The sequence below is a fragment of the Breoghania corrubedonensis genome (assembly GCF_003053845.1).
Classification (GTDB): Bacteria; Pseudomonadota; Alphaproteobacteria; order Rhizobiales; family Stappiaceae; genus Breoghania; species Breoghania corrubedonensis.
This window is the reverse complement of sequence record NZ_QAYG01000002.1, coordinates 35,265-58,712: the sequence shown is the minus strand read 5'-3', so window position 1 is coordinate 58,712 and position 23,448 is coordinate 35,265. Positions and strand designations below refer to the sequence as shown.

Genomic DNA, 23,448 nt, shown 5'->3' with positions numbered 1-23,448 from the left:
GGTGCCCGCAACGGGTCGAAGAAATCGGGAGAGAGCGTCATGCGTGGCGGAAAATTACGGCGGTTTGCCTCCAAAGCGGCCATGATGGGAGCTGCGGCGGCGATCGGCGCCGTGCTTTTGACCGCCATACCGGCAACCGCTGCGGAAAAGCGGATCGTCACGGTTCCGGATGCGGACTATTTCGGTGCCGACTATCGGACCGCGAAAGACGTCGATCTGGAAGCCTGCAAGGCCGTCTGTCTCGACGATCCCGAATGCAAGGCCTTCACCTACAACCAGAGCGCCCGCTGGTGCTTTCTGAAGCGCGATTTCGGCGACCTGCGGCGTTTTGCAGGCGCGGTCGCCGGTCGGGTGGTGGAGGTCAAGCCGCAGGCATCGCCCCGTGACAGCGAGGCGCGGCGGGCGGAACTGGACTATCTGCCCTCTTCGCTGCGCCAGGAGGCGGACCGTTTCGCCGCCAGCCTCGCCACACGCTACACGCCCGGCTCCCTCGGTCTCGACGCACTGATCCGCAACGCGGAAGGGGCCATGGCGTCCGGCCACCCGATTGAAGCGGTGACCTTCTTCGGCCGCGCGCTTGTGCTCGCCGGCGAACGCTCCGATCTCTGGCTGTCCGCGGCCAAGGCCGCCAATTCCGCCAACCCGAAGGATTGGCAGGACCAGCAGCGCATGCGCGAAACCGCGACGGCGGCCGCCGTCAACGCCTATCTCAGCTCGGCCGATGACGATACGCGTATCCAGTCGCTGGAAGCGCTGGCCGTCTCGCTGAAGGCGCGCCAGCTCTGGAAACCCGCCATCCGCAGCTATCGCGCGGCGCTTGCCATTCGCGAGGATGCGCGGCTTCGCGGCGACTATGACCGGCTGGTCGCCGAATATGGCTTTCGCATCGTCGAGCATCAGGTGGATTCGGATGCGGCCGCGCCGCGCATCTGCCTGATCTTTTCGGACAAGTTGCAGACGTTGCGGCCGAACCTCGCCGATTTTGTCTCCGTGCTTGGTGCGCCGGGCACCTCGGTCACGGTGGAAGACGCGCAGATTTGCGTCGATGGCGTGCGGCATGGCGCGCGCTATGACATCTCCGTACGGGCGGGCATTCCGGCGGCCGATGGCGAGAAGCTGGAAAAGGGCGCCAATCTCACGGTCTACGTGCGCGACCGGGCGCCGTCGGTTCGCTTTGTCGGCAGGGCCTATGTGTTGCCCAGGGGAGACGATCCGACCATTCCCGTCGTCACTGTCAACACCAGGGAACTGACCGGGACGATCTACCGGGTGAGCGACCGTGCGCTCGCCGGGCTCGTGCGGGAGGGGAATTTCCTCGACCAGCTCAATTCCTGGCGCGCCGACCAGATGGCCGACGATGTCGGCTCCAAGGTCTGGGAAGGCAAGATCGATGTCGGCTCGAAACTCAACCAGGATGTCACGACCGCTATCCCGCTCGACGATATCGGCCTCGATCTGAAGCCGGGAGCCTATGCACTGGTCGCCAAGGTGCCGGATGACCGCTCCAACCAGTGGGGCCCTTTCGCGACACAGTGGTTCATCGTCTCCGATCTGGGGCTGACCTCCTATTCGGGACGCGACGGGCTGCATGTCTTCGTCCGCTCGCTCTCGACCGCCAAAGCGGTCGCGGGTGTGACCGTGACACTGGTGGCCGCCAACAACGACGTGCTGGGCAGCGCGGTTACGGACGCTGGCGGGCAGGCGACGTTCGATCCCGGCCTTGCGCGCGGTACCGGCGGGAATCGCCCGGCGGTGCTGAATGCGAACGTGAAGGGGGGCGACTATGCCTTCCTCGATCTCACCAAGGCGCCTTTCGATCTGACTGACCGTGGTGTCGACGGCCGGCCCGCGCCCGGACCGATGGATGTCTTCGCCTATACCGAGCGCGGGGTCTACCGGCCGGGAGCCACGGTGCATGCCGTTGCGCTGGCGCGTGATGACAAGGCGATGGCCCAGCCGGACGTGCCGCTGACCTTCGTGTTCAAGCGCCCCGATGGCGTGGAGCAGCGCCGGGCCGTCGTGACCGATGCTGGGCTTGGCGGACACGCGGTCGATCTGAAGCTGCCGTCCGGTGCGATGCGAGGCACCTGGTCGCTTGCCGTCTATGCCGATCCGAAGGGCGATGCGCTCGCTGACGTGAGTTTCCTGGTGGAGGATTTCGAGCCCGAGCGCGTGGCTTTCGAGCTGGAATCTCAAGCGGACCGGCTCGACCCGGACGTGCCCGCCACGATCTCGCTCAAGGCGGACTATCTCTATGGCGCGCCTGCTGCCGGCATGAAGCTTGAAGGCGAGGTCACGCTCAGTCCGACGCGTGAGTGGTCCGCCTTCAAGGGCTACGAATTCGGCCTTGCGGATGAGGAGGCCTATCCCAATTCCGCGTCCCTGCCGGCCGGTCTGAAAACGGATGTGCAAGGCAAGCTTTCCTTCGACCTGACGCTTCCCGACAGCCCCGTCGATACGCAGCTTTCCAAGGCGGACGTGGTCGCGAGGCTGGTCGATGCTGGCGGGCGCTATGTGGAGCGGACGCTGACGCGCGAGGTCATGCCGAACAGCTCGCGCATCGGTATCCGCCCGCTCTTTGAGGATTCGGTCGCCGAAGGGGGGCCGGCCGAATTCAACGTCATTCTCGCCGGGCGCGACGGCAAGCGGATGGCGGCGAAGGACGTCGCCTGGACATTGTCGAAGATCGAAACGCACTACCAGTGGTTCAAGGCCAACGGTTCCTGGCAGTTTGATGCGGTCAAGACCACGCGGCGTATCTCCGCCGGTACGCTGGATCTCGATGCGAGGGATCCCGGCCGGTTGTCACTGCCTGTCGACTGGGGACGGTTCAGGCTGGAGATTTCCGGCGGGCCGGACCAGACGGCCACCAGCGTGGAGTTTTCCGCCGGCTGGTACGTGGCCAAGGCGAGCGCCGATACGCCCGACGTGCTGGAGGTCGGCCTCGACAAGCAGCGCTATCGCCCCGGCGAGGTCGCCAAGCTCCGGCTTCAGCCCCGCTTTGGCGGCATTGCGCTGATCGCGGTGATGGCCGACGGGTTGATCGACACCAAGCTGGTGGAGGTGAAGGGAGCCGAGGAGACGAGCGTCGATCTTCCGGTCACCGATGCCTGGGGTCCGGGCGCCTATGTGACCGTCACGCTCTACCGGCCGATGGACATCGCGGCCAAGCGCATGCCCTCGCGCGCGATCGGGCTCACCTGGCTCGACGTCGACCCGGGCAAACGCGATCTTTCGATCGAGCTGTCGACACCTGAAACCATGCGGCCGAACGGAACGCTGGCGGTGCCGGTGAAGCTCGCCAACCTGGCGCCGGGCGAGGAGGCCTATATCACGGTCGCGGCCGTCGATGTCGGCATTCTCAATCTCACCCGTTACGAGCCGCCGGCACCGGACGACTGGTATTTCGGCCAGCGCAAGCTTGGCGTGGAGATGCGCGATCTCTACGGCCAGCTCATCGACCGCATGGCGGGGACGCGCGGCGCGGTCCGCTCCGGTGGCGATGGCATGGGCCTTCGCGCAGACGGTCCGCCGCCGACGCAGAAGCCGCTGGCACTGTTTTCCGGCGTGGTGAAGGTCGATGACGACGGCGAGGCGACCGTTGATTTCAACATTCCCGACTTCAACGGCACGGTGAAGGTGATGGCGGTGGCGTGGAGCGCCGCCGGCATCGGGCATGCGAGCGCGGACGTGATCGTGCGTGATCCGGTCGTCGCTTCCGTCAGCCTGCCGCGTTTTCTCAATCCCGGCGACAATTCCCGCATGCTGGTGGAGCTCGACAACGTGGAGGGGCCGGCGGGCACCTACCGGCTGTCCTTCACCGAGACACCGGAAATCGCCATCGCGGCAGCCGATTCCGATCTGACCGTCGAGCTGGCGGCCAAGGAGCACAAGGCTGTGCGCGTGCCGATCGAGGGGCGGATCGTCGGCGACGCGGAACTCACCCTCGTCATCAACGGTCCCGACGGCCCCGTCGCCACCAAGACGCTGGCGCTCGGCGTGCGCGATCTGACCCCCGACGTCACACGGCGAACGGTGGTCTCGCTGGTGCCGGGGCAGTCGATCTATCTGGGCTCGAGCATGCTCGACGGGCTGAGGCCGGAAGCCTCCCATGTGAGCTTTTCCGCCGGTGCGCTGGCCGGGCTCGACGTGGTCGGGCTGCTCTCCTCGCTCAACCGCTATCCCTATGGCTGCACCGAGCAGTTGACCAGCGCCGCACTGCCGCTTCTTTATCTCAACAAGGTGGCGGAAGCCTCCGGCATGACGAAGGATGCGGAGCTTCGTAACCGGGTGCAGAGGGCCCTTGCGGGGATTCTCTCCAACCAGGCTTCCAACGGCGCCTTCGGTGTGTGGAGCCCGAATGACGAGGGTCGCTCTCTGTGGCTGGACGCCTATGTCACGGATTTCCTGACGCGGGCGCGCGAGGCCGACTACGACGTGCCGAGCCTTGCCTATTCCCAGGCGCTCGACAATCTCGCCAACAGTCTCGCCTACGCCTCCGATTTCCACGACGGTGGCGAGGATGTGGCCTATGCGCTTTACGTGCTGACGCGAGCGGGGCGCTCTTCCATCGGCGACATCCGCTATTACATCGACACCAAGCTTGCGGACTTCGCCACATCGCTTGCGCGGGCGCAGTTGGGGGCTGCGGCGGCTCTTTACGGTGAGAAGGCCCGGGCTCAGACGGCCTTCGCATCCGCTGTCACTGAAATCCGGTCCACCGACGGCAAACCCTGGCACTACCGGTCCGATTACGGCTCCTATCTTCGCGATACGGCCGGCGTTCTGGCGCTTGCCGCGGATTCGGGGATGAGCAATCTCAATTTCGACGACCTGACACACCGGATCGCGGCCGATGTCGCCGCGCGTGCGCGTCTCAGCACGCAGGAAAAGGCGTGGATGCTGCTCGCGGCCGATGCGCTGCTGAAAAAGGACAAGGCGGCGGATCTGACGCTGGATGGCGATGCTCTGGGGAGCCCGGCGACCCGCCTCTTTGGCGGGGCGGTGCTGATGAATGCGGCGCTGCAGGTTTCCAACGCCGGTGCGGATGCGGTCGATGTGGCGACCACCGTCACCGGTCCCGCGATCGGCCCGCTTGCGCCGGCAGGCAATGGCTTCACGCTGACGCGCGAGACCTATGATCTCGACGGCAAGCCCGTGGATGCGGCCACCGTCGCGCAGAACCAGCGGATGGTCGTCGTGTTGCGGGTCCAGGCGCTCGACGATCTCTCGGGGCGGTTGATGGTGGTGGATCCGCTGCCGGCCGGCTTCGAGATCGACAATCCGCGGCTCGTCAGGAGCGGAGATCTCGGCGGACTCGACTGGCTGGCGCTCGACAGCCAGGTGACGCACACCGAGTTCAGGGACGACCGTTTCGTCGCCACGTTCGATCGCGATGGTTCGGGCGTGCGCAACACCACCTTCGCCTACCTGGTGCGGGCGGTGACGCCTGGAAGCTATGCCCGTCCGCCAGCCCAGGTGGAGGACATGTACAGGCCGGACCGCTTCGCCCGCACCGGGACGGAGCGGGTTGAGGTCGTCGGACCGAATCGGTAGGGGGCCGACGTGGTCGGCCACGCAAGGGCAGGTGGTGCCGAACCGGGGCCGGGGCAGCGGCCGGCGGGGAAGCCCTCTCGCCGTCGGCTCGTTCATGTCCTGGCGGTGATGGGCGCAAGCGTTGCCGGGCTCCTCATCGTCTGCGGCGCCACGCTTTATACAATAGGGCCGGACCTAATCGGCGACGGGATCCCCGAACCTTCCGCCATTTCCCGATCCGTCGAGGTGCTGGACCGGGACGGCCGGCTGTTGCGGGCCTACGCGGCTTCCGACGAACGCTGGCGGCTGACGGTTGCGGCAAAAGATGTGGATCCGAAATTCGAGCGGATGCTGCTCGCCTACGAGGATGGGCGCTTCTACCGGCACGGCGGCGTCGATTTTCGGGCTTTGCTGCGCGCTGCCTGGCAGGGGCTTTCCTCCGGGCGGATCGTCTCCGGCGGCTCGACGCTGACAATGCAGGTGGCACGGTTGCTCGACTGCGGCGGCGAACGTTCGCTGGTCGGCAAGATCCACCAGATTCTCTGCGCCTGGAAGATCGAACGGCAGCTCTCCAAGGACGAAATCCTCTCGCTCTATCTTCTGAAGGCGCCCTATGGCGGCAATATCGAAGGCGTGCGCGCGGCCGCGCTTGCCTATTTCGGCAAGGAGCCGAAGCGGCTGACCGCCGCGCAGGCTGCACTTCTGGTCGCGTTGCCGCAATCGCCCGAGACACGCCGCCCCGACCGCCATCACGAAGCCGCACGCGCGGCGCGCGACAGGGTGCTCGCCCGCATGGTCTCCGCGGGTGTGATTGCATCGGGCGAGGCGGAAGCGGCGGCGCGCGAACGCATGCCCGACAGGCGCCGGCCTTTTCCGATGCTGGCCGCACATGCCGCGGACCGGGCGGTTTCGGCCGCCCCGAAGGCTATCGTCCACCGGTTGACCATCGATGCCGGCCTGCAGGCGCGTCTTGAGGATCTGGCGCGGGAGAGGGCGGGGCGGCTCGGGCCGAAACGGTCGGTGGCGATCATCGCTGTCGATCACGCGACGGGGGAGGTTCTCGCCTCCGTCGGCTCGCCGGGCTATCTCGACGCGAATCGTCAGGGCGCCATTGACATGACGCGGGCCGTTCGCTCGCCGGGCTCCACGCTGAAGCCGCTCATCTATGGGCTCGGCTTCGAGGAGGGGCTCGCCGCGCCCCAGAGCCTTATCGAAGACCGGCCGACGACGATTTCCGGCTATGCACCGAAGAACTTCGACCATGAGTTTCGTGGCACTGTCACGGTGCGCGAGGCGCTGGAGCTTTCGCTCAACGTGCCGGCGGTGGCGATGCTTGATGCTGTCGGCCCCTCGCGGCTGATGGCGCGGATGCGGGCGGCCGGTGTTGCGCCCGAACTGCCTGCCGGGGAGGCGCCGGGTCTTGCCATCGGGCTCGGTGGTATCGGCGTGACGCTGCACGATCTGGCCGGCCTTTATTGTGCGATTGCGCGCGGCGGGCTTTCCGTCCCCTTGCGTGAAGAATCGGCCTCGCCTGCGATTGCCGGGGCCGCTAGCACCGGACGGCATGTGCTGAGCCCGCTGGCCGCCTGGTATGTCAGCGACATCCTTTCCGGCACGCCTGTCCCATCCTCCTCCCTCGCCGGACGCATCGCGTTCAAGACGGGGACGTCCTACGGCTACCGGGATGCATGGGCCGTGGGGTTTGACGGCGAAGTGGTGATCGCGGTCTGGACAGGGCGTGCGGACGGGGCGGCCATTGCCGGAGCGACCGGGTTCCGTGCCGCCGCCCCCATACTCCTGGATGCCTTTGCCCGCCTCGGCAGGCCGCCCGTTCCGCTCGCCGCCGCGCCGCGCGGAGCGATAGCTGCTTCCGGGGCAGAACTGCCTGTGCCGTTGCGCGAGGTTCGTGTGCGCCGGGGTTCGGGGGCGGGCGAGGGGCTTGCCATCTCGTTTCCGCCCGACGGCGCCGTTCTCGACATCGAAACCGTGGGCGCGCAGCGCATCGGTGGCGTGGTGGTCCGGCTCGCGCGGGGGCGTCCGCCATTCTACTTGTTTTCAAATGAACATTTAATCGCAACGACAGTACATCGCAGACAATTTTCATGGATACCGCGAGGTATCGGGTTCGCGACATTGTCTGTACTTGATTCGACCGGAGCGTCGGCCCGTGTTCGCGTGGAGATTCGCTAGGGAATCCGGCATAATTGTCACGACTAGAAGACGAACAGTTTGAACAAATAGTTATTTGAAACACATATTTTCTTATCGAAAGCTTAAGTTCAGCTTGGTGTTCGTGTCGTTCCTGCAACACCGTGACCCAAAAGCGGCGCTTTGGCCTGCCGTGGCGGTCGTTGTCAGTTGAACGGGCGAACGATCTGGATATTGTGGCTTTGCGAACGGCGGGAACGTCGTGTCTCTGCTACTTCGTCTTTCGACTCTACGGCATGTGCTGGTGCGAAAGACGCAAGACGCAAATCGCGGGGAAACGGAAGTGGTCGGAACTTTGGGTAAACGACCCGGGCCTCTTCCTTTTGATTACTATTTGGAGGTCAGGAAATGACTATGAAGACCCTCATCCTCGGCGCCGCGGCGGGTACGCTCGCTGTTGCCGGCGCTCAGGCTGCCGACCTGCCGGTTGCTCCGGAGCCGGTTGATTACGTCCGCGTCTGCGACGCTTACGGCGCCGGCTATTTCTACATTCCGGGCACCGAGACCTGCCTGCGTGTCCAGGGCGGCATGCGCGTCGAATTCCGCTTCCGTGATTTCGCCGATGACGGCAACACGGCGTGGGGCACCCGCACCGGCAACGCCACGACGACCCGTGCGCGTGCTTACGTCCGCTTCGACTCGCGTACCCAGACCGAATACGGCCTGCTGCGCACCTTCGTTGACCTGTGGTTCACGGGTGATTCCGGCACCGGCACGACGCCGTCCGTGACGCTGTGGAACGGCTTCATCCAGTTCGGTGGTTTCACCTTCGGTCGCGCCGAGTCGTTCTTCGACTTCTACACCGGCGACAACTGGGGCTCGATCATCCAGCAGGGCTTCTCGGATCACCGCACGAACCTGTTCGCCTACACCTACGGCTTCGGCAACGGCTTCTCGGCCACGGTGTCCGCGGAAGATGCGACCTTTGTTCGTAACGGTATTCTCGGTACCGGCTTCAATACCCTTGCGACCAATGACGCCTACGGCGGTCACAAGTGGCCGGATCTGGTTGCCAACCTGCGCGTCGACCAGGGTTGGGGGTCTGCCCAGCTCATGGGTGCTCTGCACCAGGTCTACGGCGGTGCGTACACCGGTACGGTTGCTGGTGTGACCACCAACTACGGTCCTCTGGTTGACTCTGAAATCGGCTGGGCGATCGGCGCTGGCGTGACCTTCAACGCGCCGATGCTTGCTCCGGGCGACACGATCAGCTTCCAGGGTGCCTACTCGAAGGGCGCTCTGCGCTACGTGCATGAAGCGGCCGCGATGCCGGATGCCGTCGGCCTGACCACGACGGACATGGACACGTCGACCGGCTGGGGCATCGGCGGTGGTATCACCCATCACTGGACCCCGACCCTGTCGTCCGCTCTGACGGCCAACTACGCTTCGTTCAGCAACGATCTCGGCGCGGCTGCCGATATCGATGTCGATCAGTGGGGCGTTCAGGGCAGCTTGGTCTGGTCGCCGGTCTCCGGCTTCCTGATGGGTGTCGAGCTGGAATACGAGTCGCTCGACTGGAATACCGCTTCGGGCCTGGCTGACGACGACGATCTGGTCGGCGTCTTCCGCGTCCAGCGCACGTTCTAATCTGATCTGAAAAGATCGGATCCGAGAGCCCGGCGGAGTAATCCGCCGGGCTTTTTTCGTCTAGGAACGCGATATTGCAGACTAAGAGACGGCGCGTCGGCATGGTACGGCGCGCCGTTTTGTATAATCGGGTCTCTATCATTAATATTAAATTTCCATTTGAAAAACTATACGATTCCATAGGGGATGCGAATACGATCATACATCGATTTGAATCAGTAGAAAAAACATGAATACGGAGTTCTGACGTAGCGGTTTATTTAAATATATTGCTTAATAGGAGAAGAATAGCACTGACCGCTCGGGAATCGTGTCTTTCTTGCAACTGTGTCTCCGAATGTAACGCGGGTAGGCGTCCTTGAGCGCTTCTTCGATTGCGCTGAAAACTACGTTGGGTATCTTCCGGCTTGCGAGGAGGGGATCTCGCACCTGAAGTCCCACCTGCTTTGATATGGAAGCGAACTAATGACCAAGACACTTGTTCTCGCCGCTGCTGCCGCGAGCATGTTCACCGTGGCGGGCGCCCAGGCGGCCGACCTCCCGGCGGCTCCGGAGCCGGTTGATTACGTCCGCGTCTGCGACGCTTACGGCGCTGGCTACTTCTACATCCCGGGCACCGAGACCTGCCTGCGCGTTCAGGGCGGCATGCGCGTGGAACTCCGTTTCCGCGACTTCGCCGATGACGGCAACTCGGAGTGGGGCACCCGTGAGGGCAATGGCACCACGACCCGCGCTCGTGCCTATGTCCGCTTCGACTCGCGCACCCAGACCGAATACGGCCTGCTGCGCACGTTCGTTGACCTGTGGTTCACGCAGGATTCGGGCAGCGACAACCCGGGCGTGACGCTGAAGAACGGCTTCGTGCAGTTCGGCGGCTTCACCTTCGGTCGTATCGGCAACGGCTTCTTCGACTTCTACACCGGCGACGCCTGGGGTTCGATCCTCGACCAGGGCTTCTCCGATCACAAGACGACGGTCTTCGCCTACACCTACGGCTTCGGCAACGGCTTCTCCGCGTCGGCGTCCATCGAAGACGCCACGTTCTCCCGTGGTGAGCTGAAGAACTCGGCTGATGCTGATGTCTATGGCGGTCACAAGCTGCCTGACTTCGTTGCCAATCTGCGCGTCGACCAGGGTTGGGGTTCCGCCCAGGTCATGGGTGCCCTGCATCAGGTCTATGGCGACAGCACCGTCAACGACTCCGAGATCGGCTACGCGATCGGTGCCGGCGTGACCTTCAATGTTCCGATGATCGCACCGGGTGACTCCGTCTCCTTCCAGGCGTCCTATTCGAAGGGCGCTGTTGCCTACGTCTCGTCGAACCTTGACGTCGACGGCGTGATCAAGAACGGCACGGATGTCGATGCCGCGACGGCTTGGGGCATTGGCGGTGGCTTCACTCACCACTGGACCCCGACCGTGTCGTCTGCTCTGACCGCCAGCTACGCGTCGCTTGACGCTTACGGCAGCGAGTACGACGTCGACCAGATCGGCGTTCAGGGCAACCTGGTCTGGTCGCCGGTTTCCGGCTTCCTGATGGGTGTCGAGCTCGAGTACCTGAACGAGGACTACGACAGCAACTCCACGATCGCCGACGATGACGATCTGGTTGGCATGTTCCGCGTCCAGCGCACGTTCTAATCTGATCTCATAAAGATCGGATATGAGAGCCCGGCGGAGAAATCCGCCGGGCTTTTTCGTGTTCACACGCGGTTGTCCCCCGTTCGCAGCGCGTACCCTTGTGTGGTCAATCCGGCACCGCTGACGTCCAGCGCTCACGCGAGTGGTGGGCGACTGGTGGAAAGCTGCCGTTCCACGAGGCTAGTGTGTTGTCTCGCTGACCGATCATGTCGCTCATGGTGGAATAGTCCGGTGTGGTGCTTTCCGTTCCTGATCCTCGGAATTGTCTCTCCTGACGCGTACGGTAAGTGAATCCGCTTGTCTTCTTCAGAAAAGCTTTCGAAACAAACCGGAAATATATGGTGGTAACTTTTTACGGGTCCCGTCGCGGTAGCCGTGACTTTCGTGCAACTGTGCCATTCAATGTAAGTGAGTGGGGGCTGCTTTGGTGAATCTGCGATTGCGTAGCAGGCGGAGGAAGGTAAGTTGCACCCATTGAGGCAACGGCGCCGGCAACGGCGTCCTCCCTTTCTTGATATGGAAGTCAACAAATGACCAAATCGCTTGTTCTCGCGGCCGCTGCTGCGAGCTTGTGCACTGTGGCGGGCGCCCAGGCGGCTGATCTGCCGGCAGCTCCCGAGCCGGTCGATTACGTCCGCGTCTGCGATGCCTACGGTGCTGGCTATTTCTACATTCCGGGTACCGAGACCTGCCTGCGCGTCCAGGGCGGCATGCGCGTGGAATTCCGTTTCCGCGACTTCGCAAACGACGACAACTCGGCTTGGGGTTCCCGTGAGGGCGACGCCACCACGACCCGCGCTCGTGCCTATGTCCGCTTCGACTCGCGCACCCAGACCGAATACGGCCTGCTGCGCACGTTCGTTGACCTGTGGTTCACCCAGGATTCGGGGAACGACTCCGCGTCCGTGACGCTCGAGAACGGGTTCATCCAGTTCGGCGGCTTCACCTTTGGCCGTATCGCCCACGGCTTCTTCGACTTCTACACCGGCGACGCCTGGGGTTCGATCCTCGACCAGGGCTTCTCCGACCACGAGACCAACGTCTTTGCCTACACCTACGGCTTCGGCAACGGTCTGTCGGCGTCGGTGTCGGTTGAAGACGGCACGTTCTCCCGCGGCATCATCGGCAACGGCACGTTCGACGCTGACGGCGACGCGAATGACGTCTATGGCGGCCACAAGATGCCTGATCTCATCGCCAACCTGCGCGTTGATCAGGGCTGGGGGTCGGCTCAGATCATGGGTGCCGTGCACCAGGTCTATGGCGACAGCACCGTCAATGACTCGGAAGTCGGCTACGCGATCGGTGCGGGCGTGACCTTCAACGTCCCGATGATCGCGCCGGGCGATACCGTTTCCTTCCAGGCGGCTTATGCGAAGGGCGCGGTGGCTTACGTCTCGTCCAACCTCGAGTACGACGCTGTCATCAAGAACGGCAATGTCGACGCCACCACGGCGTGGGGCATCGGCGGCGGCTTCAAGCACTACTGGACCCCGACGATCACGTCCGGCTTCTCCGCCAGCTACGCTTCGCTTGACGGCTACGGCACAACCTATGACGTCGATCAGCTCGGCGTTCAGGGTAACCTGGCCTGGCAGCCGGTCTCCGGCTTCCTGATGGGTGTCGAGCTCGAGTACCTGAAGAACGACTACGACCGCGACACCGCCGGTACGACCCTGGTGGACGACGACGATCTCGTCGGCATGTTCCGCGTTCAGCGCACGTTCTGATCTTTCAAAGATCCGATACGGGAGCCCGGCGGAGAAATCCGCCGGGCTTTTTTGTGCCGGGAAGGGTATGCGCTGGGGGAGGGCGGAAAGGTCTGTGCCGGGCCGCGTCCAGCGAAGGCTGATGTGGTTGGAGACAGTCCCGGTAGTGCGGTTCGTTTTCCTGCCATGTTTAAAATATATGTTTCATATCCGTCACACTGTGGCGCGAATGCATGTTCATACCGCGCGATCAGCAAGACTTCCGTTGTCCCGAATTGTTCCGGCCTTTAGGTTCCGCGCAGATATTTGATGCGAGGGCAATCCGTTGGCCCTCGAGAATGTTTCGGAGAATCAACCACATGAAGAAGAACACGTTGCTGCTCGCCGGCCTTGCCGGTTTTGCTGGCCTCGGTGCCGCGCGGGCGGCGGACCTGCCTGCCGCTCCCGAGCCGGTCGATTACGTCCGTGTCTGCGATGCCTATGGCGCCGGCTACTTCTACATCCCCGGCACCGAGACCTGCCTGCGCATTCAGGGCGGCATGCGTGTCGAGCTGCGTTTCCAGGACTTCGCCGACGACGGCAACAGAGCCTGGGGCTCGCGCAACGGCAACGCCACGACGACCCGTGCGCGTGCGTATGTGAAGTTCGACTCGCGCACCCAGACCGAGTATGGCCTGCTGCGCACCTTCGTCGACCTGTGGTTCACGAGCGACTCGGGCGACAATGGCAACCCAGCGGTGGAGCTCCGCGATGGGTTCATCCAGTTCGGCGGGTTCACCTTCGGTCGCGCCGAGTCGTTCTTCGACTTCTACACCGGCGATAACTGGGGCTCGATCATCCAGCAGGGCTTCTCGGATCACCGCACGAACCTGTTCGCCTACACCTACGGCTTCGGCAACGGCTTCTCGGCCACGGTGTCCGCGGAAGATGCGACCTTCGTGCGCAATCAGACGGTGCGCGCGCTTGATGCGTCGAGCGAAAACGATCTGTACGGTGGTCACAAGTGGCCTGATCTGGTTGCCAACCTGCGTGTCGATCAAGGCTGGGGATCGGCACAGGTCATGGGGGCTCTGCACCAGGTCTATGGCAATTCCAGAATCGGCGATTCCGAGATCGGTTTCGCGGTCGGAGCTGGCGTCACATTCAATGCGCCGATGCTGGCGCCCGGCGATACGGTCAGTTTCCAGGGCGCGTATTCGAAGGGTGCACTGCGCTATGTGCATGAAGATGCGGTTTTCCCGGATTTCGTCCGTTCGGGCGACGAACTCAAGTCGGCGAAGGCTTGGGGCTTCGGCGGCGGCGTTACGCACTACTGGATGCCGACGCTCTCTTCCGCACTGACTGCCACTTACACGCGCTACGACATGAGCGGAGTTGGCGACGACCTGGATATCGATCAGTGGGGTGTGCAGGGCAATCTGGTCTGGTCGCCGGTTGCGGGCTTCCTGATGGGCGCCGAACTCGAATACGAAGGTGCCGACTGGAGCCTGGATAGTGGCCGGGCGACCAATCTGGACGACGACACGTTCGTCGGCGTCTTCCGCGTTCAGCGCACGTTCTGATCGTCTCTTCAAATCCGAAATGAAAAGGCCCGGTGGAGGTGTTCCGCCGGGCCTTTTTCTTTGCCGTCTGTCAGGTCGTATCGCCCAGTGGGCGGGGCTCGCTCAGTTCGGCTTGCCGCGCGAGAGATCCGCCGCGATGTTCAGGCCCTTGCCGTCGATGCGCGCGCGATAGACCTGCAGGTTTTCGGTGATCCGCTGGACGTAGTTGCGCGTCTCGGTGAATGGGATGCGCTCCACCCAGTCCACCGGGTCGACCTTGCCGGACCGCGGATCGCCGAAGCGCTCCACCCATTCGTAGACGCGGCGTCGCCCGGCATTGTAGGCGGCGAACGTCATGATGTAGGAGCCGTCGAACTCGTCGATGAGTTCGCGCAGGTGCTCCGCCCCAAGCGTGGCATTGTAGGCGGGATCGTTTGTCAGGGCGCTTTTGGAGTATTTCATGCCGGCCTTGCGGGCGGTCGCCTTTGCGGTGCCGGGCATGAGCTGCAGGAGCCCCAGCGCGCCGGCGCTGCTTTTGGCCTGCGGATTGAACGCGCTTTCCTGCCGCGCGATGGCATAGACCACCGGCTTTTCGACCGCCGAGATCCTCGCCTTGCGCGGGATCGCCTCGGTGGGGAAGGCGAGGGGGGCGGCATCGTTGTTGTGCCCCGCCGCCAGCTTGCCGACCATCAGCGCCAGCTGGTGCGTGCCGCGATCCTCCGCAAGTTTCGCCAGAAGCGCGGCCTGACCTGCGGTCGGCAGGGTCAGGGCCAGAGTGCGGAAGAGCAGTGTCGTCTCGTCGAACTGGCCGGCCTTGTCCATGCGCCGGATGGCATGAACCAGCTCGTTATGCTCGAACGCCAGCCTGTCGGTCGCGGTCGGCTTCGGGGCGTGCGGCACGGCTGCCTGAGCCATACCAAGCCGGGTGCGGGCAAGCTGGCCATAATAGGTGGTGCCGAAGATGGCGGCCTGGCTATAAGCCGCGTTAGCCGCCTGCTTCTTTCCCTGCGCTTCCAGGGCGCGACCAATCCAGTATTGCGCGCGCGATGTGGTGATCGGCGTCGTGCCGACGCGCGCGATGTTGCGGAAATGCGGTTCGGCGCGTCGTGCGTCTTTCAGGAACCGCAACGCGTACCAGCCCGCATGGAATTCGGCTTCCGCATATTTCGCGGGCGAAACGGCGCCGTGATTGGCGGCTATGGCATATGCTGCGCGCGCGTCGCCCAGATCAAGCGCCATGCGCGATTCAAGCCGCCGCTCGATCCACCATTCGTCCGGATCGACCAGCATTTCCGATTTGGTCGGCGCCTTCAGTGTCAGGTTGACGGCGGCGCGGTCGTCGCCCGCGCGGCGCAGCATCTGAATGCGGGCGAATACATAGCCCGCGCGCGAGCGCTGCGAACGCGGAACGGCGTCCATCAGCTTCTTCTGATCCTTGGCCCGGCGGATCACCGCGACGCGTGCCTTCACATAGGCACGTTCCGCGGAGCCGAGTTTGCCGGCCAGTTCCAGCGCATCGTTGGTGCGTTCCCTGTAGAGCAGCATCTCAACCCGGCGGTCGTGATCGGAGGTGCGCAGGAGGGAGCCGAAATCGCGCAGGATCATTCGCTCGGAACCTTCGTCGAAGGTATCCGTGTGCCAGATTTCGCGGATGATCCGGGCCGCGTCGTTTGTCTTGCCCGCGTCCATCAGCGCGCGCGCATAGGCGACCTTGCCGGTCAGCGTGATCGGTCCGGCGCTGCGGTAGGCGGCGAGAACGGCCCGGTCTTCCGGCTTCTCGCGGGCAAAGGCCACCTCGGCGCGCCGGCGCATCAGCTTGGCATTGGGCCAATGCGGCGCCTCGCGGGCAAACCGGGTGATGAAGGCGGACGGGATGATCGGATCGCCGGAAATGATGATCCGCCAGTCGATGATGCGGCGGTCGAGCGATGGCGACATGCGGTTGCGAATCGCCATGGCGGCGGCGACGTCGTTCTTGTCGATGGCGTCCAGCGCACTTTTCAGCTGGGCAACGGAGCCAGCGCTGTCGGGCGCGGCGATACCGCTGGTCTCCGCCGCATCCTCGTCTTCCGATTGCAACGGCGAACGTGTGGGCGTGGGAACGGTGTAAGCGGGCGCAGGCGCGGGATCCGCATAGGCGATCGCGCCGGTGATCTCGGGCTTGCGGTCGGGCACGGGCGTGGTTCCCGCAACCATCTGGGTGATTGCGTCCGTGGCCGTTTCCGCCGCCGCTGCGGGCGTTGCTGCCTGCGGCTTCGGCCGTGGCATCGTGCTGGAGCGTTCAAAGCCGTAGGCTGCCTCCAGGCAGGGCAGGGCGGCGAGCGGTCCGGCAAGGGCGGCGGCCAGCACCGTGCGCAGACCCGTGCGCATCAACAGGCCGCGGCTACCGGGGCGCCCCTGGTCCTTGAACCGGGGATCGCGCGTCATGCGTGTCATGGAATTGGCCATTCATGCGTCTCGCATTTGGCATAAGTCATTGGGAGAGAGTTGGCGGCCCCAAAATCGCCGGATCAACGTCGCGACGATGCTACATCGCGACCGATTAACGCCGCGTTTACCAAACTCGCCCGAGCCACGGCATTTGTGTGGCCGAAGCAAGGCGGGAAAACACCCACACCTGCGCCGAAACCGCGGCTTGCCGAGGCTTCGACGGACGACTATTGTCCGGCGCTATCCAACCGCGCGAAGGCGGCAGGAAAACGGCAGAACTAGAGGAAGCCAGAATGTTCAAGGGATCTTACACCGCACTCGTGACACCGTTCCGCAATGGTTCGGTTGACGAGAAAGGTTTTCAGGATTTCGTGGACTGGCAGATAAAAGAGGGCTCCCATGGTCTCGTGCCGGTGGGAACCACGGGCGAGTCGCCGACCTTGTCCCACGATGAGCACAAGCGCGTGGTGAAGCTGTGCGTGGATGCGGCCGGTGGTCGCGTTCCGGTGATCGCGGGTGCCGGCTCGAACAACACCATCGAGGCGATCGAGCTTGCGCAGTCGGCCGAGGCATCGGGTGCCGACGGCGTGCTGGTGGTTACGCCCTACTACAACAAGCCCAATCAGGAAGGGCTTTACCAGCACTACAAGGCGATCAACGACGCCGTCTCCATTCCGATCATCATCTACAACATCCCGCCGCGTTCGGTGATCGACATGAACACGGAGACGATGAAGCGGTTGTTCGATGACTGTGAACACATCGTCGGCGTGAAGGATGCCACCGCCAACATCATGCGGGTCTCCGACCAGCGCGAGGCGATGGGGGCGGAGTTCAACCAGCTCTCGGGCGAGGACGGCACCGCGCTCGGCTACATGGCCCATGGCGGGCACGGCTGCATTTCGGTGACGGCCAACGTGGCGCCGAAGCTGTGCTCGGAGTTCCAGCAGGCCTGCCTGTCTGGCGATTTCGCCACGGCGCTGACCTATCAGGACCGGCTGATGCCGCTTCATCGCGCGATGTTCCTTGAACCGAGCCCGGGCGGGGCCAAATATGCTCTGTCGCTGATGGGCAAGATGGAAAACCGCCTGCGCCTGCCGCTGGTGCCCGTCACCGAGCCCACCCAGACGAAAATCCGCGAGGCGATGGTGCATGCGGGCCTGATCAACTGAGGCCCGGACTGAAGCGGGCGTTCCGCGCTTGCGCCGATCCGCTTGAGTTCACGAAATAATTGCGGGGCCGGGCACTCGTTTCGAGGTCCGGCCTCATGCGTCACGAAGGGTGATCGCGATGGCTGCGAAAAAGGCGAGCGAGCAGACGAACCGCAAGGTTGTCGCCGAAAACCGAAAGGCCCGGTTCAACTACGAGATCATGGACACGCTGGAGGCGGGGCTGGAGCTCACGGGCACCGAAGTCAAGTCGCTGCGCGCCGGCAAGAGCATGATAGCGGAGTCCTATGCCACCGATCAGGGTGGCCAGATCTATCTCATCAACAGCTTCATTCCGGAATACCTGCAGGGCAACCGCTTCAACCACGAACCCAAGCGCCCGCGCCGGCTTTTGCTGCACAAGCATGAGATCAACAAGTTGCTCGGAGCGGTTCAGAAAGACGGCATGACGCTGGTGCCGTTGAAGCTCTACTTCAACGATCGCGGCCGGGCGAAGCTGGAACTGGCCGTCGCGCGCGGCAAGAAGCTGCACGACAAGCGCGAGACGGAAAAGAAGCGCGACTGGGAGCGCGAAAAAGGCCGCCTGTTGCGGGAAAAGGGGTGATCGTGGCGAGCGTCGCAGAAATCAACGCCGAAGGCGCGCGGCTTGCCATCTGCTGCCCGAACTGCGCGCGGCTGCGCTATCTCAATATCGACCGGCTCGACCAGAAAGCGAGCCTCGAGGAGGTTGCCGCGGGCCTCAAGTGCACGCGATGCCTTGAGCCGGAAATCGAGGTGCGCGTCATGCGGCGTGACCCCAAGACCGGGTTCTGGCCGGCGGAGAGTGCACGCTAGGCGCGTGTCCCGGATGGGCCGCTTGTTCCAGGCTCTTGCCTGAACAGCCGGATTTCGCCTCAAAGTCCGTTCGTGCCGAATTTGTTGGACCGCGGGAAACCCGGGGGCGGCAGGCGGCCTGCCTGGGCGCGGTCGCCGCACCAGTCGGTCAACTCTTCCAGCGTGCGGGTGAAGCTGCGACCGGAGGAATTCACCCAGGTCAGCCCGTCGTCGGCCTTGAACACCACCGCATCGGAAATGCCGCCGTCGCGGTAACGCTGAAGGCGAACGCCGCGCCCGCGCGTCATCTCGCCCACCTGTTCCAGCGGGAACACCAAGAGCTTGCGGTTCATGCCGATGACGGCAATGCGGTCGCCGTCCGCCGGTACGCAGATCTTGGCTTCCTCGCTGGCCGAGACGTTCAGCACCTGCTTGCCCTTGCGGGTATTGGCGAGGACGTCGTCCTCGCCCACCACGAAGCCGCGCGCATCGGTCGCCGCCACCAGCAGCTTGCGGCCGGGCTTGTGCACGAACACGGCAACGATGTCCTGATCCTGGTCCATGTCGACCAGCAGGCGGATCGGCTCCCCCTGGCTGCGTCCGCCCGGCAGACGGTCGGGGGTCAGCGTAAAGAAACGGCCGCCGGTGGAGAACACAAGCAGCTTGTCCGTCGTCTCGGCCGGGAAGGCGAAGGCAAGGTCGTCGCCCTGCTTGAACGACAGAGTGGAGGTATCCTGGATGTGGCCCTTCATGGCCCGGATCCAGCCCTTTTGCGAGACGACAACCGTGATCGGCTCGCGCTCGATCATGGCGTTGTGGATTTCCTCCACGTCGATATCCGTGGCCTCGCCGAACTGCGTGCGGCGCTTGCCGAGTTCGGTTTCCGGGCCATAGTACTTGCGCACTGCGCGGATCTCGCCGGAAATCTGCTTCCATTGCAGTTCGTCGGAGGCGAGCAGCGCGTTCAGCTCGTCGCGCTCGGCCGACAGCTTGTCGTGCTCGCCGCGGATTTCCATCTCTTCCAGCTTGCGCAAGGAGCGCAGCCGCATGTTGAGGATGGCTTCCGCCTGAACGTCGGAGAGCTCGAACGCCTTCATCAACTCGCGTTTGGGCTCGTCCTCGTAGCGGATGATGCGGATCACTTCGTCGAGGTTGAGATAGGCGACGAGATAGCCAGCCAGCACCTCAAGCCGGTGCTCGATCTTCGCCAGCCGGTGCCGGGAGCGGCGGATCAGCACATCCTTGCGGTGCTCCAGCCACTCGGCGATGATTTCCTTCAGGCCCAGAACGTTCGGTACCTGGCCGCGCGAGAGCACGTTCATGTTGAGCGGGAAGCGGTTTTCAAGCTCGGTCAGCTTGAACAGCGAGGCCATCAGCAGCGCCGGGTCGACATTGCGCGAGCGCGGCTCCAGCACGACGCGAATGTCTTCCGCAGACTCGTCGCGAACATCGGCGAGCAGCGGCAGCCTGCGGGCGATCAGCAGTTCGGCGATCTTCTCGATCAGCTTCGACTTCTGCACCTGGTAGGGGATCTCGGTGACCACCACTACCCAGGTGCCGCGCCCGGTGTCTTCCTTTTCCCACTTGGCCTGCACGCGGAAGCCGCCGCGCCCGGTGCGGTATGCCTCCAGAATGGAGGCTGGATCCTCCACCAGAACGCCGCCGGTGGGAAAGTCCGGACCCTTGACGAACTCCACCAGTTTCTCGATCGGTGCGCCCGGGTGCTTGATGAGGTGCAGGGCGGCGTCGCAAACCTCCGCCACGTTGTGGGCGGGGATGGAGGTCGCCATGCCGACCGCGATGCCGGCGGAACCGTTGGCGAGCAGGTTGGGAAAGCCGCCCGGCAGCACGATCGGCTCCTGATCGAGACCGTCATAGGTCTCGCGGAAGTCGATGGCGTCCTCGTCGATGCCTTCGAGCAGCAGGCGGGCGGTCTCGGTCAGCCGCGCCTCGGTGTAACGCATGGCGGCCGCGCTATCGCCATCGATATTGCCGAAATTTCCCTGGCCCTCGGCGAGCGGATAGCGCTGGGAGAAATCCTGTGCCAGACGCACGAGGGCATCGTAGATCGCGCTGTCGCCGTGCGGGTGAAACTTACCCATCACGTCGCCGACGATGCGGGCGCACTTCTTGAAACCCTGGCCGGGGTCGAGTTTCAACAGCCGCATGGCATAGAGCAGTCGGCGATGCACCGGCTTCATGCCGTCGCGCACATCGGGCAGCGCACGGTGCATGATGGTGGAGAGCGCATAGGCAAGATAGCGCTCTTCCAGCGCTTCGCGCAGGTTGATCTGCTCGATGCCGTCCGGTCCTTCAGGACCCCCGGCGCCTCCTGGCGGAATCAGCTCGTTTCCCATGTGTTCTGGCTACCGCGCGGCGCCGAATCGCGCAAGACGGGAAAGCGCGGAAGGGGAGAGGAAGCGGCAAATCGCAAACGACTTGCCGCGAAGCTGCGCTACCCGCAGGCGCAATAGTAAAAATTTTGCGCTGGATTGAACATCAACCTGCAAAACCCTGTGCCACACATGCCGCCACAGGTCTTGGGGCCAGTCTGGTAACAAGACAACCGGATCTCCACGTCCGACGGTTCCAGTCTCAGTCTCTCCGACTCGGCCTTTCTGTAGTCTTCTTCCGTTCCGGGCATCCAGAACCACGTTCCGTCGATTTCCACGGCCTTGTAGCCAAATGGAGAAATCAGATCTTTCGTTTCGAAGAATTCCAGACCGCCCGGGGGCGGCGGGGCATCGTTAGCATCTCGAAAAGTTTCAATGGTCATAAGATATTCTCCAATATGAATATGACGTAAGGTAACTGAATAATTTCGAATATCAACCGTTTCGAGAACGCTGCGGATATCCGGGAGGGAGCGGTGTTTTCTAAGGTGCCAGCGCCCGCTTCATTGCGGTCACGAACGCCTCGCGCGATGTCGGCCATGGCAATTCGCGCGGACCGTAGACATGCCGGTCGAGGAAGAAACCCGTCAGGCGGAAGGCATCGCTCAGTTCTTCAAGGCTCGCGCTCGCGGGCTCGTTGGTGCCGTGCAGGCGGTGCAGGAAGGCCGGCAGGGGCAGAAGCTTGTCTGCATAGGGTGCGCCGGCCTCGCGGCTGACGGCGCGTCCCGATTTCGGCGACACCCAGATGAGATCATGCGTCACGCCCGTCGCGGCACAGGCCGAAAGATCGAGCCCGACACCCAGTTCGTTCAGCATTTCCAGCTCGAAGCGCACCAGCAGGGCGGCGGCGAGGCCGGCGTCGTCCATGTGCTCCAGCACCACCTGAAGGGCGGCGTAGAGGTTGGGGTGCGGGTCCCTTTCGGGCAGCAGGCGCAGCAGGGCCGCCAGCGTCTGCACGCCGTGGATGCCGATGGGCGTTTCCATCAGGGCGGCCGCCCTCAGTTCAAGGCCCTCTACCTGGAAATTGCCGAGATGGCCGTCGAGGCGCGCGCGCCATGTGAGGTGGACGGAATTGCCCGGCTGCAGGGTCGGCTGCATCTTGCGCGAGCGCCCGCCGCGCACCAGTCCCATATGCCGGCCGCGTGTCGCCGTCATGGCCTCCACAATCGCGGAGGTTTCGCCGTGTCTTCGTGTGCCAAGGATGATGGCGTCGTCGGTCCATTCCATGGGGTGAGACTAGACGATTCCGCGCGGGGCGAGGGGAGAATGAGCGGAGGGGCGAGGCGTGCGCGGATGGTGATGCATCGAACGCGGATCACCCCAAGCTCGATGTCATCCCCGCGCAGGCGGGGAACCAGTAAACGCCATGGTGTGAGGCCCGTGTCGGGAAAGCGCTGGTCCGTATTCGGGCATCCCGATTACTGGGGCCCGGCTCTCCGCCTCGCTGCGAACTCCACCCGCCCGTGCCAGTCGCCTAGCGCGGAAACTCCAGGCCCATTTCGCGATAGCGCTCGGGATCGTTGCCCCAGTTCTCGCGCACCTTGACGAACAGGAAAAGGTGGATCGGCCGTTCCGCCATCGCCGCGATGTCCTGTCGGGCGCCCTGGGAAATGGCCTTGATGGTCTGGCCGCCCTTGCCCAGCACGATCTTCTTCTGGCTCTCGCGTTCCACGTAGACCGTCTGTTCGACGCGGGCCGAGCCGTCCTTCAGTTCCTTCCACTGGGTGGTTTCAACCGTGGAGGCGTAGGGGATTTCCTGGTGGAGGCGCAGGAACAGCTTCTCGCGGGTGATCTCGGCCGCGATCATGCGAAGCGGCAGGTCGGAGATCTGGTCTTCCGGGTAGAGCCAGGGGCCCGTGGGCAATTCCTGGGCGAAATAGTTCAGAAGATCGTCGGCGCCATCGCCATCGAGCGCGGAAATCATGAAGGTGCGGTCGAAGCCGACCTCGGCATTGGCGCGGCTCGCCAGTGCCAGCAGTTCCTCGCGCTTGGTCAGGTCGATCTTGTTGAGGATCAGAACCTTGTGGCGCTTGAGTTCCGCCAGTCGCTTGAGGATCGGGGCGATCTCGTCGTCGATGCCTTTGCGCGCGTCGATCAGCAGGGCGACGATGTCGGCGCCTTCCGCACCGCCCCACGCGGTGTCGACCATCGCCCGGTCGAGACGGCGTTTTGGCGCGAAGATGCCGGGCGTGTCGACGAAGATGATCTGGGACGCCTCGTGCATCGCCACGCCGCGCATGATGGCGCGTGTCGTCTGCACCTTGTGGGTGACAATCGACAGCTTGGCGCCGACAAGGCGGTTCAGAAGCGTCGACTTGCCCGCATTGGGGGCGCCGATGAGGGCCACGAAGCCGGCGCGGGTTTCGGCCGGGGCGCCGGGTTCGGCGGTCTGGGATGATGTCACGGGCGTTTCAATCTC

The 23,448-nt window shown here is 63.9% G+C and carries 14 protein-coding genes; 9 read left to right on the top strand and 5 right to left on the bottom strand.

What is annotated here, in order from left to right:
• Positions 1 to 39 precede the first annotated feature (39 nt).
• The 6 genes from C8N35_RS08215 (at position 40) to C8N35_RS08190 (ending at position 14,245) form a co-directional block, all read left to right on the top strand.
• Entirely contained in the window at positions 40 to 5,556 is a 5,517-nt protein-coding gene (locus C8N35_RS08215) for an alpha-2-macroglobulin family protein (protein ID WP_107989208.1), read from the top strand.
• A gap of 9 nt (positions 5,557 to 5,565) precedes the next feature.
• A complete protein-coding gene (gene pbpC / locus C8N35_RS08210; RefSeq protein ID WP_245926732.1) occupies positions 5,566 to 7,725 on the top strand; it encodes a penicillin-binding protein 1C in 2,160 nt (719 codons plus the stop codon).
• 366 nt (positions 7,726 to 8,091) lie between these two features.
• Complete coding sequence (locus C8N35_RS08205; RefSeq protein WP_107989207.1) at positions 8,092 to 9,333, top strand: porin; 1,242 nt, start codon at positions 8,092 to 8,094, stop codon at positions 9,331 to 9,333.
• A 465-nt stretch (positions 9,334 to 9,798) separates the two neighbouring features.
• On the top strand, positions 9,799 to 10,974 hold the full coding sequence (locus C8N35_RS08200; protein WP_107989206.1) for a porin: 1,176 nt from the start codon (positions 9,799 to 9,801) through the stop codon (positions 10,972 to 10,974).
• Between the two features lie 530 nt (positions 10,975 to 11,504).
• On the top strand, positions 11,505 to 12,704 hold the full coding sequence (locus C8N35_RS08195) for a porin (RefSeq protein ID WP_107989205.1): 1,200 nt from the start codon (positions 11,505 to 11,507) through the stop codon (positions 12,702 to 12,704).
• A gap of 338 nt (positions 12,705 to 13,042) precedes the next feature.
• Positions 13,043 to 14,245, top strand: a complete 1,203-nt coding sequence (locus C8N35_RS08190) for a porin (RefSeq protein ID WP_107989204.1) — start codon at positions 13,043 to 13,045, stop codon at positions 14,243 to 14,245.
• Between the two features lie 102 nt (positions 14,246 to 14,347).
• On the opposite strand, the gene C8N35_RS08185 is transcribed toward C8N35_RS08190, so the two are convergent.
• Positions 14,348 to 16,672, bottom strand: a complete 2,325-nt coding sequence (locus C8N35_RS08185; RefSeq protein ID WP_107989203.1) for a lytic transglycosylase domain-containing protein — start codon at positions 16,670 to 16,672, stop codon at positions 14,348 to 14,350.
• A gap of 275 nt (positions 16,673 to 16,947) precedes the next feature.
• On the opposite strand from C8N35_RS08185, the gene dapA reads away from it, so the two are divergent.
• The 3 genes from dapA to C8N35_RS08170 all read left to right on the top strand — a co-directional run bounded on the left by dapA (position 16,948) and on the right by C8N35_RS08170 (position 18,657).
• Positions 16,948 to 17,826: a 4-hydroxy-tetrahydrodipicolinate synthase gene (dapA, locus tag C8N35_RS08180; protein WP_107989202.1), complete on the top strand. Its 879-nt coding sequence runs from the start codon at positions 16,948 to 16,950 to the stop codon at positions 17,824 to 17,826.
• Between the two features lie 118 nt (positions 17,827 to 17,944).
• Positions 17,945 to 18,427, top strand: a complete 483-nt coding sequence (gene smpB, locus C8N35_RS08175) for an SsrA-binding protein SmpB (protein ID WP_107989201.1) — start codon at positions 17,945 to 17,947, stop codon at positions 18,425 to 18,427.
• 2 nt (positions 18,428 to 18,429) lie between these two features.
• Positions 18,430 to 18,657 (top strand): hypothetical protein, encoded by a 228-nt coding sequence (locus C8N35_RS08170; RefSeq protein ID WP_146177357.1) that lies wholly within the window; start codon positions 18,430 to 18,432, stop codon positions 18,655 to 18,657.
• A gap of 59 nt (positions 18,658 to 18,716) precedes the next feature.
• On the opposite strand, the gene parC is transcribed toward C8N35_RS08170, so the two are convergent.
• From parC to era, 4 genes are all read right to left on the bottom strand, one after another.
• Positions 18,717 to 20,993 (bottom strand): DNA topoisomerase IV subunit A, encoded by a 2,277-nt coding sequence (gene parC, locus C8N35_RS08165; protein ID WP_107989199.1) that lies wholly within the window; start codon positions 20,991 to 20,993, stop codon positions 18,717 to 18,719.
• Between the two features lie 98 nt (positions 20,994 to 21,091).
• Positions 21,092 to 21,412, bottom strand: a complete 321-nt coding sequence (locus tag C8N35_RS08160) for a hypothetical protein (RefSeq protein ID WP_107989198.1) — start codon at positions 21,410 to 21,412, stop codon at positions 21,092 to 21,094.
• Between the two features lie 100 nt (positions 21,413 to 21,512).
• Positions 21,513 to 22,256, bottom strand: a complete 744-nt coding sequence (gene recO, locus C8N35_RS08155; RefSeq protein WP_107989197.1) for a DNA repair protein RecO — start codon at positions 22,254 to 22,256, stop codon at positions 21,513 to 21,515.
• 247 nt (positions 22,257 to 22,503) lie between these two features.
• Positions 22,504 to 23,433 carry a GTPase Era gene (era, locus tag C8N35_RS08150; RefSeq protein WP_210203477.1) on the bottom strand — a complete coding sequence of 310 codons (930 nt, stop codon included), beginning with the start codon at positions 23,431 to 23,433 and terminating at the stop codon, positions 22,504 to 22,506.
• Positions 23,434 to 23,448 lie beyond the last annotated feature (15 nt).

What these genes read in the sequence shown, in the direction of transcription:
- C8N35_RS08160 (WP_107989198.1), bottom strand. Translation starts at nt 21,412, where the DNA reads ATGACCATTGAAACTTTTCGAGATGCTAACGATGCCCCGCCGCCCCCG.
- dapA (WP_107989202.1), top strand. Translation starts at nt 16,948, where the DNA reads ATGTTCAAGGGATCTTACACCGCACTCGTGACACCGTTCCGCAATGGT.
- smpB (WP_107989201.1), top strand. Translation starts at nt 17,945, where the DNA reads ATGGCTGCGAAAAAGGCGAGCGAGCAGACGAACCGCAAGGTTGTCGCC.
- recO (WP_107989197.1), bottom strand. Translation starts at nt 22,256, where the DNA reads ATGGAATGGACCGACGACGCCATCATCCTTGGCACACGAAGACACGGC.
- C8N35_RS08205 (WP_107989207.1), top strand. Translation starts at nt 8,092, where the DNA reads ATGACTATGAAGACCCTCATCCTCGGCGCCGCGGCGGGTACGCTCGCT.
- C8N35_RS08195 (WP_107989205.1), top strand. Translation starts at nt 11,505, where the DNA reads ATGACCAAATCGCTTGTTCTCGCGGCCGCTGCTGCGAGCTTGTGCACT.
- C8N35_RS08190 (WP_107989204.1), top strand. Translation starts at nt 13,043, where the DNA reads ATGAAGAAGAACACGTTGCTGCTCGCCGGCCTTGCCGGTTTTGCTGGC.
- C8N35_RS08215 (WP_107989208.1), top strand. Translation starts at nt 40, where the DNA reads ATGCGTGGCGGAAAATTACGGCGGTTTGCCTCCAAAGCGGCCATGATG.
- parC (WP_107989199.1), bottom strand. Translation starts at nt 20,993, where the DNA reads ATGGGAAACGAGCTGATTCCGCCAGGAGGCGCCGGGGGTCCTGAAGGA.
- C8N35_RS08185 (WP_107989203.1), bottom strand. Translation starts at nt 16,672, where the DNA reads ATGGCCAATTCCATGACACGCATGACGCGCGATCCCCGGTTCAAGGAC.
- C8N35_RS08200 (WP_107989206.1), top strand. Translation starts at nt 9,799, where the DNA reads ATGACCAAGACACTTGTTCTCGCCGCTGCTGCCGCGAGCATGTTCACC.